17 protein-coding genes are annotated in these 15,051 nt (G+C 68.2%); 11 read left to right on the top strand and 6 right to left on the bottom strand.

The window, feature by feature from the left end; genetic code table 11:
* Positions 1-7: 7 nt before the first annotated feature.
* Positions 8-580 carry a hypothetical protein gene (locus tag ENE75_RS18175; RefSeq protein ID WP_128199758.1) on the bottom strand — a complete coding sequence of 191 codons (573 nt, stop codon included), beginning with the start codon at positions 578-580 and terminating at the stop codon, positions 8-10.
* Positions 581-876: 296 nt separating this feature from the next.
* Here ENE75_RS18175 and ENE75_RS18180 point away from each other — a divergent pair, with 296 nt between their 5' ends.
* From ENE75_RS18180 to ENE75_RS18190, 3 genes are read left to right on the top strand one after another with little or no spacing between them, the layout of a single operon-like run.
* Positions 877-1,356 (top strand): hypothetical protein, encoded by a 480-nt coding sequence (locus ENE75_RS18180; protein ID WP_128199759.1) that lies wholly within the window; start codon positions 877-879, stop codon positions 1,354-1,356.
* Positions 1,337-2,086, top strand: coding sequence for a StbB family protein (gene stbB, locus ENE75_RS18185; RefSeq protein ID WP_128199760.1), 750 nt, complete (start codon positions 1,337-1,339; stop codon positions 2,084-2,086). Before ENE75_RS18180 ends, stbB begins: the two co-directional genes overlap by 20 nt.
* 26 nt (positions 2,087-2,112) lie before the next feature.
* Positions 2,113-2,532: a hypothetical protein gene (locus ENE75_RS18190; protein WP_233259158.1), complete on the top strand. Its 420-nt coding sequence runs from the start codon at positions 2,113-2,115 to the stop codon at positions 2,530-2,532.
* 85 nt (positions 2,533-2,617) lie between these two features.
* Here the strand turns inward: ENE75_RS18190 and ENE75_RS18195 are convergent, their stop codons facing one another.
* Positions 2,618-3,493: a DUF932 domain-containing protein gene (locus ENE75_RS18195; RefSeq protein ID WP_128199762.1), complete on the bottom strand. Its 876-nt coding sequence runs from the start codon at positions 3,491-3,493 to the stop codon at positions 2,618-2,620.
* A 49-nt stretch (positions 3,494-3,542) separates the two neighbouring features.
* On the bottom strand, positions 3,543-3,995 hold the full coding sequence (locus ENE75_RS18200) for a single-stranded DNA-binding protein (RefSeq protein ID WP_128199763.1): 453 nt from the start codon (positions 3,993-3,995) through the stop codon (positions 3,543-3,545).
* An 811-nt stretch (positions 3,996-4,806) separates the two neighbouring features.
* Between ENE75_RS18200 and ENE75_RS25650 the strand changes: the two genes are divergently transcribed.
* The 3 genes from ENE75_RS25650 (at position 4,807) to ENE75_RS18210 (ending at position 5,887) form a co-directional block, all read left to right on the top strand.
* Entirely contained in the window at positions 4,807-4,935 is a 129-nt protein-coding gene (locus tag ENE75_RS25650; protein ID WP_259371718.1) for a hypothetical protein, read from the top strand.
* Positions 4,936-4,947: 12 nt separating this feature from the next.
* Positions 4,948-5,301, top strand: a complete 354-nt coding sequence (locus tag ENE75_RS25435; protein ID WP_259371719.1) for an NYN domain-containing protein — start codon at positions 4,948-4,950, stop codon at positions 5,299-5,301.
* Between the two features lie 385 nt (positions 5,302-5,686).
* Positions 5,687-5,887: a CreA family protein gene (locus ENE75_RS18210; protein WP_445677791.1), complete on the top strand. Its 201-nt coding sequence runs from the start codon at positions 5,687-5,689 to the stop codon at positions 5,885-5,887.
* Between the two features lie 254 nt (positions 5,888-6,141).
* Here the strand turns inward: ENE75_RS18210 and ENE75_RS18215 are convergent, their stop codons facing one another.
* The gene (locus ENE75_RS18215) at positions 6,142-6,999 is read right to left on the bottom strand and encodes a universal stress protein (RefSeq protein WP_128199764.1); all 858 of its coding nucleotides are present in this window, start codon (positions 6,997-6,999) and stop codon (positions 6,142-6,144) included.
* 11 nt (positions 7,000-7,010) lie between these two features.
* A complete protein-coding gene (locus tag ENE75_RS18220) occupies positions 7,011-8,489 on the bottom strand; it encodes a SulP family inorganic anion transporter (protein WP_199232349.1) in 1,479 nt (492 codons plus the stop codon).
* 1,186 nt (positions 8,490-9,675) lie between these two features.
* Between ENE75_RS18220 and ENE75_RS18225 the strand changes: the two genes are divergently transcribed.
* The 4 genes from ENE75_RS18225 to ENE75_RS18240 all read left to right on the top strand — a co-directional run bounded on the left by ENE75_RS18225 (position 9,676) and on the right by ENE75_RS18240 (position 13,568).
* Positions 9,676-10,731, top strand: coding sequence for a sulfate ABC transporter substrate-binding protein (locus tag ENE75_RS18225; RefSeq protein WP_128199765.1), 1,056 nt, complete (start codon positions 9,676-9,678; stop codon positions 10,729-10,731).
* A 119-nt stretch (positions 10,732-10,850) separates the two neighbouring features.
* Entirely contained in the window at positions 10,851-11,687 is an 837-nt protein-coding gene (cysT, locus tag ENE75_RS18230) for a sulfate ABC transporter permease subunit CysT (protein WP_128199766.1), read from the top strand.
* A 14-nt stretch (positions 11,688-11,701) separates the two neighbouring features.
* A complete protein-coding gene (gene cysW / locus ENE75_RS18235; protein WP_375138498.1) occupies positions 11,702-12,595 on the top strand; it encodes a sulfate ABC transporter permease subunit CysW in 894 nt (297 codons plus the stop codon).
* The gene (locus ENE75_RS18240) at positions 12,585-13,568 is read left to right on the top strand and encodes a sulfate/molybdate ABC transporter ATP-binding protein (protein ID WP_128199768.1); all 984 of its coding nucleotides are present in this window, start codon (positions 12,585-12,587) and stop codon (positions 13,566-13,568) included. Before cysW ends, ENE75_RS18240 begins: the two co-directional genes overlap by 11 nt.
* Positions 13,569-13,598: 30 nt before the next feature.
* On the opposite strand, the gene ENE75_RS18245 is transcribed toward ENE75_RS18240, so the two are convergent.
* A complete protein-coding gene (locus tag ENE75_RS18245) occupies positions 13,599-14,525 on the bottom strand; it encodes a CysB family HTH-type transcriptional regulator (protein ID WP_128199997.1) in 927 nt (308 codons plus the stop codon).
* Between the two features lie 160 nt (positions 14,526-14,685).
* Between ENE75_RS18245 and ENE75_RS18250 the strand changes: the two genes are divergently transcribed.
* Entirely contained in the window at positions 14,686-14,916 is a 231-nt protein-coding gene (locus tag ENE75_RS18250) for a hypothetical protein (protein WP_128199769.1), read from the top strand.
* Positions 14,917-15,051: the final 135 nt, after the last annotated feature.

Below are 15,051 nucleotides of genomic sequence, written 5' to 3' on the forward strand. Positions count from 1 at the left end.
CCGGTTGTCAGCGTGCCCACACGTCGGCGGGCTGTGCCGTGCCGCGGCGTGGCTGCAGATCGGCCAGCACCGTCGATGCCAGGGCCAAGTGGCGCCGAACGTCGGCGTTCAGCGAGGCCAGCATGGCGCGGTAGGGGCGAGCGGCTTCGACGTTCCCTGAAGCCAGCAGCGTGGCCAGCCGGTGGAGGTGCCGGCTTAGGGTGGCCAACTCGGCGGTGGAGGCCATCAGCGCGCCGACATGCGCTTGCCGCGTGCCGCCGTCGGTGAACACCGGCACGCCGGCGGCCAGGCCGGACAGGTAGTCGCCCACGGAAACGCCCGATCGCCTGGCACCTTCGTGGATCCGCCGCGCCTCGGCCGCGCCCATGCGCAGGCTGAGCCTGACCCGGCTGGCGCGGACACGAGTCGGGCTGGTCGATGTCGGATGCGAAGCGGCGTCCTGTGGTGGACCCAGCTGCGCGGCCAGCATGCCGCGGATGAACGCCGACGGGGTGAGGCGCTGCGCCTGCGCACGAGCCAGCAGCGGGGCCTTCAGGCCACGGAGATCGACGCTGAGGCGGTCCCTCGACGAGCGTTCCATGCGAGTCCTCCTGACATGCCGGGCGTGTCAGACATCGGCGCCGCTGCGCCTATCCTGCACTCACCCTTGGATGCAGTCTGGGCTTGGGCACATGCCTGGACGGCGATGATTTCCGCCTGGAAATCAGCGATCCAGGCCGAGTGCCTGCCTTTCTGCTGGAGGGTCGTGGCCCGGTTCCGGCCCACACGCGCAGCGCTGGCGTGCCGAATGCGGTCCGCAGGCGAACCGTCAGCGGGCCGAGAGCGAGCCAACCTCGCTGCAGCGACAGTCCAGGCAGGTCCCGGATCGTCCCGGCGATGAAACTGCGTGCCGATTCATCGCCGCAAGTGTTATGGGCCAAGCCCAGACTAAGCGCACTGCCGAATCACCCTGACGCCGTGGAACTCGCCCCCAAGCTCCCGCCCGGCCGGGCCACCCGCAAGGCGCTGGCCTTCGCGGCCGAGATTCACCGGCTGCGTGCGGCAGGCTATAGCTTCGAAGCCATCCGCCAGGCGCTGCGCGATGCCGGGGTGATCGTCAGCAGCAGCACCGTCAAGCGCGAGGCGGCAAAGCCGCTCGCGTCTGCGCCCTCTGCGCCGTCCATACAGACGGCGCCGCGACCGACAGCCTGTGCGCCGGCGCTGCACCAGGCCAGGCAGACAGTCACTGCACCGTCACCCTCCCCCTACACCGGCGACCCGCGCAGCGGCCGGCAGATTGCCGACAGCTTCATGCAGGGCCGAGTCACCAACCCGCTGATGCAGGAGACCCCCGCCCATGAAAATCGCCGTGATTAGCTTCTCCGGCAACGTCGGCAAGACCACGATCGCGCGCCACCTGCTGGCGCCCCGTCTGCCAGGCGCGCGCATCGTCGCCATCGAAAGCATCAACGCCGGGGACGACGAAGACCACGTGATCCGTGGCCGGCAGTTCGCTGAACTGCAGGAGTACCTGCAGGTGGTGGACAGCGTGGTGGTGGACATCGGCGCCAGCAACATCGAGGACCTGCTGGCGCTGATGCGCCGCTACCGCGGCAGTCACGAGGACTTCGACGCCTTCGTCGTGCCCACGGTGCCCGCGGGCAAGCAGCAGCGCGACACGATCGCCACCCTGGCGGAGCTGTCGCGCCTGGGCATTCCGGCCAGCCGGGTGCACGTGCTGTTCAACATGGTCGACGACGGCACGGAGCTCGAGCGTGTGTTCGAGCCGGTGATCGCGTTCCTGCAGCAATCTTCGGTGGCCACGGCATCGTTGGACTGCCGGCTCGGCGTCAACGAGATCTACGGGCGCGTTCAGGGGTCGGCCGTGAACCTGGCGGACCTGGCTGCCGACCGGACCGACTACAAGGCCTTGATCGCCGCGGCCACCGACAGCGGCGTGCGGCTGGCGCTGGCCCAGCGCCTGGCGACACGGCGGCTGGCCATCGGCGTGGTGCCGGAGCTCGATGCCTGCTTTGCGGCGCTGCAGCTCGGTGCATTTGCCGACCAACATGCCGACGCTGCGTCGGCAGCTGGCGTGAACCCTTGAAGCCAGCCACCACGGCACGGGAGGCCTTGATCGCCGAGGCGCTGGGCGAACTGGCCCGGTTGCTGGACCGTGTGGAGGCGCTGCAAGCCAGGTCGGAAGCATCGCGGCAGGCGCTGGACGACGCGCAGCAGCAGCTGGCCGAGCAGCTCGCCGGATTCGAGGCGCGGATCCAGGCCCTGACCGAGCAGGCGCGGTTGCAAGCCGTGCAGCACATTGTGGCGCGCACGGACGAAGCGGCGCGGCAGGCCATCGATCGGCAAAGCCGCGCGATGGACGACGCGGCGCGCGTGGCCTTTGGCGCCGAACTCGGCGCGACGCTGCAGCGCCTGCAGTCAGCGCTGGCGCGACAGCCCGTCGGCGTGCCGGCCTGGCTCAGCCATGCGGCGACTGCCGCGGTAGCCTCGGCCGCCACCTGGGCGCTCGTCGACCTGCTACGGTTGTTGTAAGGGCCGGCGTCAGCCGGCCTGCGCGCGGGTGTGCCCCATGAGATGGCCCACCGCCAAGCGGTGGGCCACATTGGAGCTTGCGGTTTCAGGCCTTGAGCTTGCGCATCTCCTCGGCCAGCATCCACAAGGCGCGGTTGAGGCTGACACCGCGGTCGATGCTGCCCACCGGCCTTGTCTGCGTCCGGCGGCCCTGCGCGCTGCGGCCCGGCTGGCCGCCGCGGATCACGTTCTCCTGCACGCGCTGGAAGGTGTGCCACAGGCTGTGGCCGATGTCCTCGGGCCGCCGTGCCTCGATCAGCTGCTCGGCCGTCACCGGCGCCGGCTGGTGGCCGCAGGTGTCGGCCACGGCGCGCTCGCCGAAGCGCAGCGCCAGCGCGGCGGTGGCAAAGGCCACCTCCTCCGGCGAGTCGAGCTGTAGGGCCTTCATCGCCTCGGTGTGTTCGCCCACGGCCTCGAACTCGTCCAGCACGCGGAAGGCGCCTTCGATCACCTCGCCCTGGATGTTGCCCTTGTGCGGGATTCGGATGTCCTCCACCACGTCGCCCACCACCAGGCCGTTGCAGCAGACGAAGCGGAACATCCCGGCCAGCATCTGGTAGCTGCTGGCGCCGTCGTGGCTGTTGATGAGGATGATCTCGTTGGCCTCGGCGCGGGCCTGCAGCGCGCCGGCGTGGCCGCCGCGGTGGCGCATGCGGATCATGTGCTTGGTGTAGGCGGCCTTGCCCTCCACCCGGCTGCCGCCCTGGGCCACCATGAAGGGCTCGAAGCCTTCGCGGCGCAGGCCGCGCAGGACCTCGATGGTGGGGATGTAGGTGTAGCGCTCGGAACGGCTGGCGTGCTTGCCGGCGGCGAAGATGGACGGCGCCGCACAGCGCATCTGGTCCTCGGTCAGCGGCTCGTCGGCGCGCAGGACGCGGGTGTTGCGGGCAAAGCGGGTGGCCAGGGTCGGCATCGTGTGCATGGTGTGATCTCCTTCGATCGGATGGGGTGGCAGCGGATGGCGCGGCCGGTCAGGCCTTGGCGCTGCGGCGCGCGGGTCGGGCGTCACGGGCTGGGGCCTGGCCGCTGGTCTCGTGCGCCTGCATGTCGGCCACGAAAGCCTGGCGCCCTTCCCGGGCCTCGCGTTCGGCGCGGGTGTCCAGGTAATCGACCTCGTCGGCCGTGAAGTCCAGGCCGTAGACCGTGGCACCGTCCTTCTCGTAGCGGTGGTTGCGCACCCAGCCGACCACGTTGACGTGCGAGCCCGTGCCCAGGTAGCGGGCGGCGTTCTCCGCCTGCCGGTCCCACAGCGTCCACTGGATGGAGGTGGGTTCGTCCTCACGGGCATCGCCGGCACCGCGGCGCGTATTGCTGATGGCGATGAAGATGGCGCGCGCGATCTTGCCTTCGCGCCCTTCGACCATGTCGTAGCGCACCGGCCCGGCGAGGTGGGCATTGCGCTGGATCACCTGGATGGCAGCCATGGGGCTTCTCCTTGCGATGAGCGGTCAGCCGGGTCCGGATCTGGTGCCCTGAAAACTGATCCTCTCGCTCGGCTCTCCTCGCTCCCGCCCACGGGCGGGCGGGGGGTGGGCATGGCCCCTTCCCTCACGGGAAGGGGTGGGGGATGGGTGAGGGGTCCTTGGCAGCTGTTGCGGTGCGCCGGCTTCCCGGCCCACCGCTTGAAAATCCCCCCACAAGTCCCCCTCGCCCGAAGACGGGGGCTTGTGGGGGGAGCGCGGTGGGACGCCCGGCGCACGGCGGCCTCCCCTTGTCGGGCGGCGCAGCAACGCGAAGCTGCACGCCCGTTCCCGTGCCGCGGCGGCCCTGCGGCCACCGTGCCATCAAGCGGCTGCCAGGCCGCGACTGGCGCGGCGGGCGAGCCGCGGCACGCCAGCTGGGGTGTTGGGTTTCAGCGGCCCGGCATCGGGCGTGGCGGGTGCACGGGGTGGCGATCTGGCCGGCGGGCCGCGAACGGAGCGCAGCGGAGTGATCGTCGCGCCGGCCAGTTCGCCAAGCGGGCCTCGTTCACGCGCAGCGTGAAGGAATCAGGGCCCGCGGTCCCCGGGCACGGGACGGGCCGCGTTGTGTTGCTGCCGGCAGCGCCGGCCTGGCCGTGTTGCGTGAGGGATGGCAGCCCGACAGGGGCGAGACGCCGGCCCTGGCCGGTGGCTCGACGCGCAGCGCAACAGCCCGGCCCCGCGGAGCGGGGACACGCCCTTGCAGTTCGAGGTTTGACGCTGCAGAGCCCCGGCGGCTCGCTACGATGGATGCATCACAAGGGAGGCCCGCAAGTTGAACGCCAATGACAACGACGAATCGAGATCCGTTGCGCTGTACTGGGACTTCGAGAACCTGCACGCGGGCCTCTTCGAGGCCAAGTACAGCGACGGCGCGTACACGAAGCCCGACAACCGCTTCTAGGTTCAGGAGCCCTTGAGCGATGTTCAGGCCCTGGTCGAGCTTGGTGCCTCGTTCGGGCCGGTGGCCATCAATCGCGCCTACGGGAACTGGCAGTACTTAGGCCGCTACCGCGACAGCCTGCTGCAAAGCGCCGTCGAGCTGATCCAGCTCTTCCCGCCTGGCGCGTCAGCCAAGAACAGTGCCGACACCAAGCTGTGCCTGGACGCCACGGAGGACATCGCCCGCTTTCCACACATCGGCACCGTGATCATCGTCGGCGGTGACAGCGACTTCATGCCCGTGGTCAAGAAGATCAAGGCCGCAGTCCGAACGCCGATCGGCGTCGGCAATCGAAGGAACACCAACAAGCACTGGGCGAGGAGTTGACACGAGTTCAGGTACTACGACAGCTTGGTCGAATCGCCCGAGGTCACGGAGCAGTCGGCAACGCAAGCGACGCCGGATGCCTCGGTGCCGCCGCCCTACTACCCGACCGCTGAACTCCTTCGGCGCGCTGTCGGCCTGCTGGCCGAGACCAAGGGCGCGGCCTGGGTGAACACGGGTTCGGTATGGCAAATTGTCGGACCGCAATTCGATGGGTGTCGCCCCGCCATTCTGGCGCTTTGCGGACAACGCCGTCTAGCGCGGGTGTTCGTGTGGTCAGTCTGGATCGCCCCCATTGCGGCAATGAGGTGCCCTCACCTGTTGACGGTTGATCCTCCTGCCCTCCGCCCTCGGCGCCCAGTCCGAGCAGATCGGCCAGGTCGATACCGTGTTCAAGCTCATCGGGTTCGATCACAGGATCAGTGTCGACGCCCATGACGACACCGAGGTTCAAAGCGTCACATCCCACGCTTCGCGTGCCAAGACCGGTGGCATCAAGGGTGGACGGGGCTGGCGGCAGACGAAGCATGGGCTGCCATCACCCGCAGGCAGACGGGGGCGATGTCCTGCCCGAAGCTGGTCAATGTGAAGCACAGCGGTCGGACGACCCGACACGGGGCGTGGAGTGCAGATCTCGTGACGGCGGGTCGCCCGCCAAGAAAACTTGCGCGATCGACTCAACCGGGTGCGCGAACCCCACCACGGACAGAACGCCGCCATTCGCGCATCCACTCGTGGTGGTTGGGTTCAGGGAAGGCATGCAGGCAACTCCGCCTGGTGGCGCGAGGCTTGACCATGTACAAACACCTGCGTGTCCGCATGGCCGTTGGCGATCGCCTCGAGCTATCGAAGGATCAGCACCGGGACATCGCTGAGCCGCAGCAGGCTGGCGGTCGTGCTGCCGAACAGCAGTTGTCGCAGCCGGGAGTGCCCGAAGGCGCCCATCACCAGCAGCGCGGGCGCCTGACGCTTGACGAGTTCAGGCAGTACATGATGTGGCTCGCCAGCAGCCAGTTCCGCCTCCGCATGGGCCCCGGCACTCTGAAGCACGGTCCGCGCCTCCTTGATCTGTTGCCGTGCGGCCGGGGTATCGGGCGCGGCCATGGCCACCAGCACCGGCAGGCCTGCCACCAGCGGGTGCGTCGCCAGCCGGGCCAATGCCTTGCGGGCACCCGGGCTACCGTCAAAAGCCACGACCACCCGCTGCGGCGCCTCGAACGCTTCGGCCGTGGCCACGAGCACCGACGACGACACGCTCCGGATGACGCGCTCGAGGTGGTGTTCGGCGCGCGTGCGGGCTTGGGCGGCAGCATGGTAGTGCTCCCCCAGCACGAACAGGTCGACCTCGCCCTGCAGCTCAATGGCCGTGTCGATGAAGTCACCATGACGCAGCCGCGCATCGAGGCGCCGCGCACCGGCGGCGGCTGCCCGGTTGCGCGCATGGCTGAGCAGTCCGCGCCCGGCGTTGCGCATCGCCACACTTTGCTGCTCGTCCTGGTCGCTCAGTTCCTTCAGCAGAGACTCCTGCGCATCCACCCCGATGGCCCCGCTGAAATCGGTCACGGCGGCCACCTCGGGGTGACGCTCCAACACATGCAGGAACTCCAGGGGGCCATCCAGCCGGACCGCGGCCCAAGCCGCCCAGTCGATCACCGCGTCGGTGTTGCCGCGGGTGTCGATGCAGGCCAGTATCTTGTTCATGGAAGTGTCCTTCAATGCATCAGCTGTTCGACGGCGCCGGGCTTGTCGTGCACTGCGAAGCGATCGACCATCGTGGCACTGGCCTCGTTCAGGCCGATCACCTCGACCTCGGCGCCTTCGCGCTTGAACTTCAGCACCACCTTGTCGAGCGCGCTGACAGCGGTGATGTCCCAGAAATGGGCCCTGCTGACGTCGATGACCACGCGGTCGATGACCTCCTTGAAGTCGAAAGCGTTTATCAGCGTCTCGGCCGAGGCGAAGAACACCTGGCCCACGACGCGGTAGGTGCGCGAGTGGCCGTCGTCGCTGAGGCTGCGGTCCACGCGCAGCACACGTCCGACCTTGTGCGCGAAGAATATTCCCGACAGCAGCACGCCGACGAAGACACCCTTGGCCAGATCGTGCGTGGCCACGGTGACCACCACGGTAGTGACCATCACGACCGACGAACTGGGCGGGTGCTCGCGCAGCTTGCGCACCGAGTCCCAGCTGAAGGTGCCGATGCTGACCATGATCATCACGGCCACCAGCGCGGCCATCGGGATCCTGGCCACCCAGTCGCCGAGGAAGACCACCATCACGAGCAGGAAGGTGCCGGCTGCGAGCGCGGACAGACGCCCGCGTCCGCCGGATTTCACGTTGATCACGCTCTGGCCGATCATCGCGCAGCCCGCCATGCCGCCGATGAAGCCGGTGGCGATGTTGGCCACCCCCTGGCCAACGCACTCGCGGTTCTTGTTGCTGGGGGTGTCCGTCAGCTCGTCAACGATGGAAGCGGTCATCATCGATTCCAGCAGACCGACGACCGCGAGCGTCACCGCGTAAGGCAGGATGATCGTCAGCGTCTCCAGGCTCAACGGCACATCGGGCAGCAGGAACATCGGCAGACTGTCCGGAAGCTGGCCCATGTCGCCCACCGTTCGGATGTCCAGTTCCAGCACCAGGCTCACCGCGGTCAACACGACGATGGTGATCAGCGGAGAGGGCACGGCCTTCGTGACGTAGGGGAAACCATAGATGATGGCCAGCCCGGCCGCCGTCATCGCATAGACCACCCAGCTCACGTTCGTGAGTTCAGGCAGCTGCGCCATGAAGATGAGGATGGCGAGCGCGTTGACGAAACCGGTGATCACCGAGCGCGAGACGAAGCGCATCAGCGAACCCAGGCGCAGCATGCCGGCAACGATCTGCAGCACGCCGGTCAGAACGGTGGCGGCCAGCAGGTACTGCAGGCCATGCTCCTTGACCAGCACCACCATGACCAGCGCCATCGCGCCGGTGGCGGCCGAAATCATGCCCGGCCGGCCGCCGGTGAAGGCGATGATGACGGCGATGCTGAACGAGGCATACAGACCGACCTTGGGGTCCACGCCGGCAATGATCGAGAAGGCAATGGCCTCGGGGATGAGGGCCAGCGCGACGACGAGGCCGGCGAGCAGATCACCGCGGACATTGGACAGCCAGTCCCGGCGCATGGTGGATGACAACATGGATATCACGCGGTCGCCCGCGCCGGCGGCCGTCATTCAAGGGTTTGGAGGGCTCGCGCCCTGGATCGGGCGCAGATGGGGAGGCGGGAGAAGTCTCGACCGCGTGCGCCTAGGGCGGCGTCAGGGTGCAGAAGTAACCGCGCGCGAGTTTCTTGCCGACGCCAAGCGTGGTGAGCCAGGGGCGGTTGCTTGTTTGCTGCACTGCGACAGTCTACCGCACGCGCCCTGAGGAATCCGATTCGAACGTCGCGAGAACCTCCCCGCTGGCGCGACATTCGGCATCCCGTCCCACGAGCCCGTCGGGCTGTGGGTGATGGCCCCGTTGTGGTCGGTACCTATCGGGACGCTACTGGCCGAGTCCGTGAGTGTTCGGGTGATGCCGGGAACATGCCGTCGACAGTGGGCGGCGCCTCGTCAGTTGACCCCAGACGCCGTCAGGAAGCACGACCTCGGATAGCGGTTTGCTCCAAGGCCTCGAGTTCACCACCCAGCTCGATGCTCATGTAGGGCGCGGTCGCTTCAGGCCTGGAGTGGTTACACAACAACCGAACGGCCCACAGGTTCTGGGTACGCCAGGAGATCGGCATTGCGGTTGTCATGGGGATAGCGTCCAAACACGTGGTGGAAGTTGACAGCCAGGTAGGGCAGGATTCGCGCGACTCGGTGGATCACGGCCAGCAGGCACTTCGATGCAGTCTCGCTGACAGTCTGCGGGCCATCAAGCTACATGTAGCACCGGTTAAGGCGGCACTCGTCGTTGAGCTCGAGCTTCATGGCGCCGACCTAGCGCACTATGGCCACTTCGTTCGGGAATGTGCCTCGACGTTAGTCCGCTGCTTGACCTTCGCATCGAGCCCCTCCGGTGGATTCGTCCAACGAATCGCGCCCAGCGCGCTCAAGGAAAGGTCAAGAACGCCAACACGTCGTGCCGGGCCTCATCCAACAGCGCACCGAGCTTTGAGAACCTCCCTCGCAGCCGGTCGGAGCCCGAGCGCAACTGCGCTCGGGCGTTGTCGACCGAGTCCTGCCCATAAACCATGCCGCCGACGCCGGGGTGGTCCTCGCGAGCCTCACCAGTGCTCGCCGCAGCTGCAGTGAACGCATATGCAACGTCGGATTCATTCGTTCCCAGTTGACTTCGGGCTGCCTAGGATGCGTTGCATTCCCCGCTGACCGGAGCCCTGGCATGACCCGTCCATCCCTTTCGACCCCAGCTTCTCATCACGTCGCCGCATCCCTCCTCTCTCGCCTGCCGCGCCTGCTCGCCATCACGGCGCTCGCGCTGGGCACGGCCTGGGCCGCGGCCAAGGACATCACCCTGCTCAACGTCAGCTACGACCCCACGCGCGAGCTGTACAAGGAGTTCAACGCCGCCTTCGCCGCCCACTGGAAGCAGAAGACCGGCGACAACGTCGCCATCCGTCAGTCGCACGGCGGTGCTGGAAAGCAGGCCCGCTCGGTGATCGACGGCCTGGAGGCCGACGTCGTCACGCTGGCGCTGGCCTACGACATCGACGCCATCGCCGAGCGCGCCAAGCTGTTCCCGGCCGACTGGCAGAAGCGGCTGCCCCACAACAGCAGCCCCTACACCAGCACCATCGTGCTGCTGGTGCACAAGGGCAACCCCAAGGGCATCAAGGACTGGGACGACCTGGCCAAGCCTGGCGTCTCGGTGATCACGCCCAACCCCAAGACCTCCGGCGGCGCGCGCTGGAACTTCCTGGCCGCCTGGGGCTACGCGCTGAAGAAGACCGGCAGCGAGGACAAGGCGCGTGACTTCGTGCGCGACGTCTACCGCAACGTGCCGGTGCTCGATTCCGGCGCCCGCGGCTCGACGGTGACCTTCGTCGAACGCGGCATCGGCGACGTCTTCATCTCGTGGGAGAACGAGGCCTTCCTCGCGCTCAACGAACTGGGCAAGGACAAGTTCGAGATCGTCGTGCCGTCGATCAGCATCCTGGCCGAGCCGCCGGTGACGGTGGTGGACAAGGTGGTGGACAAGCGCGGCACGCGCGAGGTGGCCACGGCCTACCTCGAGTACCTGTACTCGCCGGTGGGCCAGGACCTCGCCGGCAAGCACTACTACCGCCCCACGGCACCTGCGGCGCAGGCCAAGTACGCGGCGCAGTTCCCGAAGGTCAACCTGTTCGGCATCGACGAGGTCTTCGGCGGCTGGCAGGCGGCGCAGAAGCGCTTCTTTGCCGACGGCGGCGTCTTCGACCAGATCTACACCGCCAAGTGACGGAGCTCGGGCCGCTGGCGCCCGCGCCTTCCTCGTTTTGCGCATGAACATGCGCGAAACGCTTCTGATGCGAGGACCGCATCGTTCTTACGATGCGGTCCTCGCTTTTTGCAGATCCCATGCCACTCTCACGCGCCCTGCTCCGCCGCCACAGCGTGCTGCCCGGCTTCAACCTGGCCCTGGGCTTCGCGTTGCTGTATGTCAGCCTGCTGGTGCTGATCCCGCTGTCGGCGGCCTTCCTGAAGACCTTCACGCTGACCTGGCCCGAGTTCGTGGACGCCGCCTTCAGCCCGCGCGTGATGGCCTCCTACCGGCTGAGCTTCGGCGCGGCACTCGCCGCCGCCGCACTCAACGCCGTGGCCGGTCTGGTGGTGGCGTGGGTGCTGGTGCGCTACCGCTTCCCCTCCCAGCGCGTGGTCGATGCGCTGGTGGACCTGCCGTTTGCGCTGCCCACCGCCGTGGCCGGCATCGCGCTGACGGCGCTGTACGCCGAGAACGGCTGGATCGGGCAGCACCTGCCGTTCAAGGTCAGCTACACGCCGCTGGGCGTGTTCGTGGCGCTGGTCTTCATCGGCCTGCCCTTCGTGGTGCGCACGGTGCAGCCGGTGCTCGAGGACGTGAGCCGTGAACTCGAGGAGGCCGCCGCCACGCTGGGTGCCAGCCGCTGGCAGACCTTCCGCCGCGTGCTGCTGCCCATCGTGCTGCCGGCGCTTCTGACCGGCTTCGCACTCGCCTTCGCGCGTGCGCTGGGCGAATACGGCTCGGTGATCTTCATTGCCGGCAACATGCCGATGGTCAGCGAGATTGCGCCCCTGCTGATCGTGACCAAGCTCGAGCAGTATGACTACGCCGGCGCGACCGCGATCGCGGTGGTGATGCTGGTGGCCGCCTTCATCCTGCTGGCGGCGATCAACGGCCTGCAGGCCTGGGCGCGCCAGCGCCAGGGGCGGATCTGAACATGTCGACCACCATGAGCCCGCCGGTCCAGCCGCTGGCCGTGGCCGCGCACCGCCGCGGTGCCGCCGAAGAACCCGCCTGGGTGCGCCGCCTGCTGATCGCGCTGGCGCTGGCCTTCCTGGGCCTGTTCCTGTTCGTGCCGCTGACAGCGGTCTTCGTCGAGGCGCTGCGCAAGGGCTGGGAGGTCTACGTCGCCGCACTGATCGAGCCCGACGCGCTGGCCGCCGTGCGGCTGACCCTGCTGGTCGCGGCCATCTCGGTGCCGCTGAACCTGGTGTTCGGTGTCGCGGCAGCCTGGGCCATCGCCAAGTTCGACTTCCGTGGCAAGAACCTGCTGCTGACGCTGATCGACCTGCCGTTCTCCGTCAGCCCGGTCATCGCCGGCCTGATCTACGTGCTCGTCTTCGGGCTGCAGGGCTGGTTCGGCGAGTGGCTGCAGGCCAACGACATGAAGGTCATCTTCGCGGTGCCGGGCATCGTGCTGGCCACGATCTTCGTGACCTTCCCCTTCGTCGCGCGCGAGCTGATCCCGCTGATGCAGGCCCAGGGCATCGAGCAGGAGGAGGCCGCGCGGGTGCTCGGCGCCAGCGGCTGGCAGATCCTGCGCCGCGTGACGCTGCCCAACGTGAAGTGGGCGCTGCTCTATGGCGTGATCCTGTGCAACGCGCGCGCGATGGGCGAGTTCGGCGCCGTCAGCGTCGTCAGCGGTCACATCCGCGGGCTGACGAACACGATGCCGCTGCACATCGAGATCCTCTACAACGAGTACCAGTTCGCGGCCGCCTTCGCGGTGGCCTCGCTGCTGGCGCTGCTGGCACTGGTGACGCTGGTGCTGAAGTACCTGGTGGAACAGCGCGTGAAGGCGCAGATGAGAAGCACGGCGGAAGGAGTCGGCGATGAGCATTGAGGTGCGTGGCCTGCAGAAGGCCTTCGGCCCGGTGGTGGTCTGCGACCATCTGGACCTGGACATCGCCAGCGGCGAGCTGGTGGCGCTGCTGGGCCCGTCGGGTTCGGGCAAGACCACGCTGCTGCGCATCATCGCGGGGCTGGAGGTGCCCGATGCCGGACAGGTGCTGTTCAATGGCGAGGACACCACGCACACCGACGTGCGGCAGCGCCATGTGGGTTTCGTGTTCCAGCACTACGCGCTGTTCGCGCACATGACGATCTTCGAGAACGTGGCCTTCGGGCTGCGCGTGCGGCCCAAGGCCACACGGCCTTCGGATGCCGACATCCGGCGCAAGGTACAGGAGCTGCTGCAGCTGGTGCAGCTGGACAGCGTGGGCCACCGCTACCCGCACCAGCTCTCCGGCGGCCAACGCCAGCGCATCGCATTGGCCCGCGCGCTGGCCGTGGAGCCGCGGGTGCTGCTGCTTGACGAGCCCTTCGGCGCGCTCGACGCGAAGGTGCGCAAGGAGCTCCGCCGCTGGCTGCGCCGCCTGCACGACGAGGTTCACCTGACCAGCGTCTTCGTCACCCACGACCAGGAGGAGGCGATGGAAGTGGCCGACCGCGTGGTGGTGATGAACCAGGGCCGTATCGAGCAGGTGGGCACGCCCGAGGCGCTGTACGACACGCCGGCCACGCCCTTCGTGCTGCGCTTTCTGTCCGACGTGGCGCCCTGGGGCGAAGGCTTCGTGCGCCCGCAGGACCTGACGGTGCAGCCCCATGCCGGCGAAGGCACCGTGCCTGCGGTGCTCGCCCAGGTGCTCACCGCCGGCCCGCGCACGCGGCTGGAGTTCCGCCGCGCCGACGGCGGCGGCGACATCGACGTGGAGCTGCCGCGGGAGCAGGTGCAGGCCCTGCGCGCGACCACGAGCCTTCGGCTCGGGCACACGCTTCACCTGCGGGCCGAGCGCGTCACCCGGTTCCAGGGCTGACGCGCACCCGCCGGCCTGCCACGCCGGCGCTCAGCGATCCTGCGCCTGCGCCGCGCGCACCACCTCGCGCGTCAGCGCCGGCGCGAAGGTCTGGATGAAGCGGTAGGCGTACTCGCGCAGGTAGGCGCCGCGGCGCACCGCGATGTGCGTGGTGTTAGGTGCGAACAGCGTCGACGCGTCCAGCGCCAGCAGCGCACCGTCGCGCGCCGGCTCGTACGCCATCTCGGCGACGATGCCCACGCCCACGCCCAGTTCCACGTAGGTCTTGATGACGTCGGCGTTCATGGCGAGGATGGTGAACTGGGGAGTCAAGTCTGCAGCCGCGAAGGCCTGGTCGATGTGCGCACGACCGGCGTACACACCGTCATAGGTCACCAGCGGGTATTCGGCCAGGCGCTGCAGCGTCAGCGGCGCACCATCGGCCAGCGGGTGGCCCGGCCGCACCAGCACGCGGTAGCTCCACTCGTAGCACGGCAGCACCACCAGGTCCTCGTAGGCGGGCAGCACGTCGGTGGCGATGCCGATGTCGGCCTCGCCCTGCAGCAGGCGCTGCGCCACGCTGGCCGGCGAGCCCTGCAGCAGCTGCACCACGACACGCGGAAAGGCCTCGCGGAAGGCCTGCACCGCCGCCGGCAGCCGGTAGCGTGCCTGCACATGGGTGGTCACGATGGTCAAGGCGCCGGAATCCTCCCGCGCGTACTCTGCGCCAGCGCGCTTGAGGTTCTCGGCCTCCAGCAGAAGACGCTCGATGATGGGCAGGACGCCGCGCCCGGGCGGCGTGAGGCCGGTCACCCGCTTGCCGGCGCGCACGAAGATCTCGACGCCGAGTTCGTCCTCCAGCTCGCGGATCTGGCGGCTGACGCCGGGCTGCGAGGTGTGCAGCGCCTCGGCTGCCTCGGTCAAGTTGAAGCCGCGCCGTACGGCCTCGCGCATGGCGCGCAGCTGCTGGAAATTCATGGTGCGCATGAGCATATCGGCTCACGCCTTGACGCCCAAGGACGCGATGCGCAGATCCATATTCGGAAATCTTCGATCGGCGGCATTGGAAGTCCAATGACCACGGAGAGCGCCAACCGCTGGGCTGGCGCATGCAGGGTCTATCGATCAACCTCGGGTCGTGCCCGACACCCTCGTCCTGTTCATGCGCGCCGAACCGGTCGGCGGTGTCCGGCAACAGTACCAGCGGCAGCTCGCTACGCGCTACGAACACTTCCTGGGACATCATCCGGGACGACACCGGGTCACGCGCATGCATCAGGACTCGATACCAGACATCCTGGTCGCTAAGGATGGCTGCGCGACGGAGTCGTCAACGCAGCGGCAAGTCTGCGTCACCTTCATCCGATGAACATTGCTGACGCGACAGCGCCCACCCATCTCTCCAGTGGCCGCAGCCACCCTGGGGTCGGGGCACTCACGAGCAGGCCAGCGAGCACGGGCGATGTCGACCGCCTGGAGGTGGTCGGATAGCGGCCGCTCCGCC

Source organism: Rubrivivax albus, assembly GCF_004016515.1.
GTDB lineage: Bacteria > Pseudomonadota > Gammaproteobacteria > Burkholderiales > Burkholderiaceae_C > Rubrivivax > Rubrivivax albus.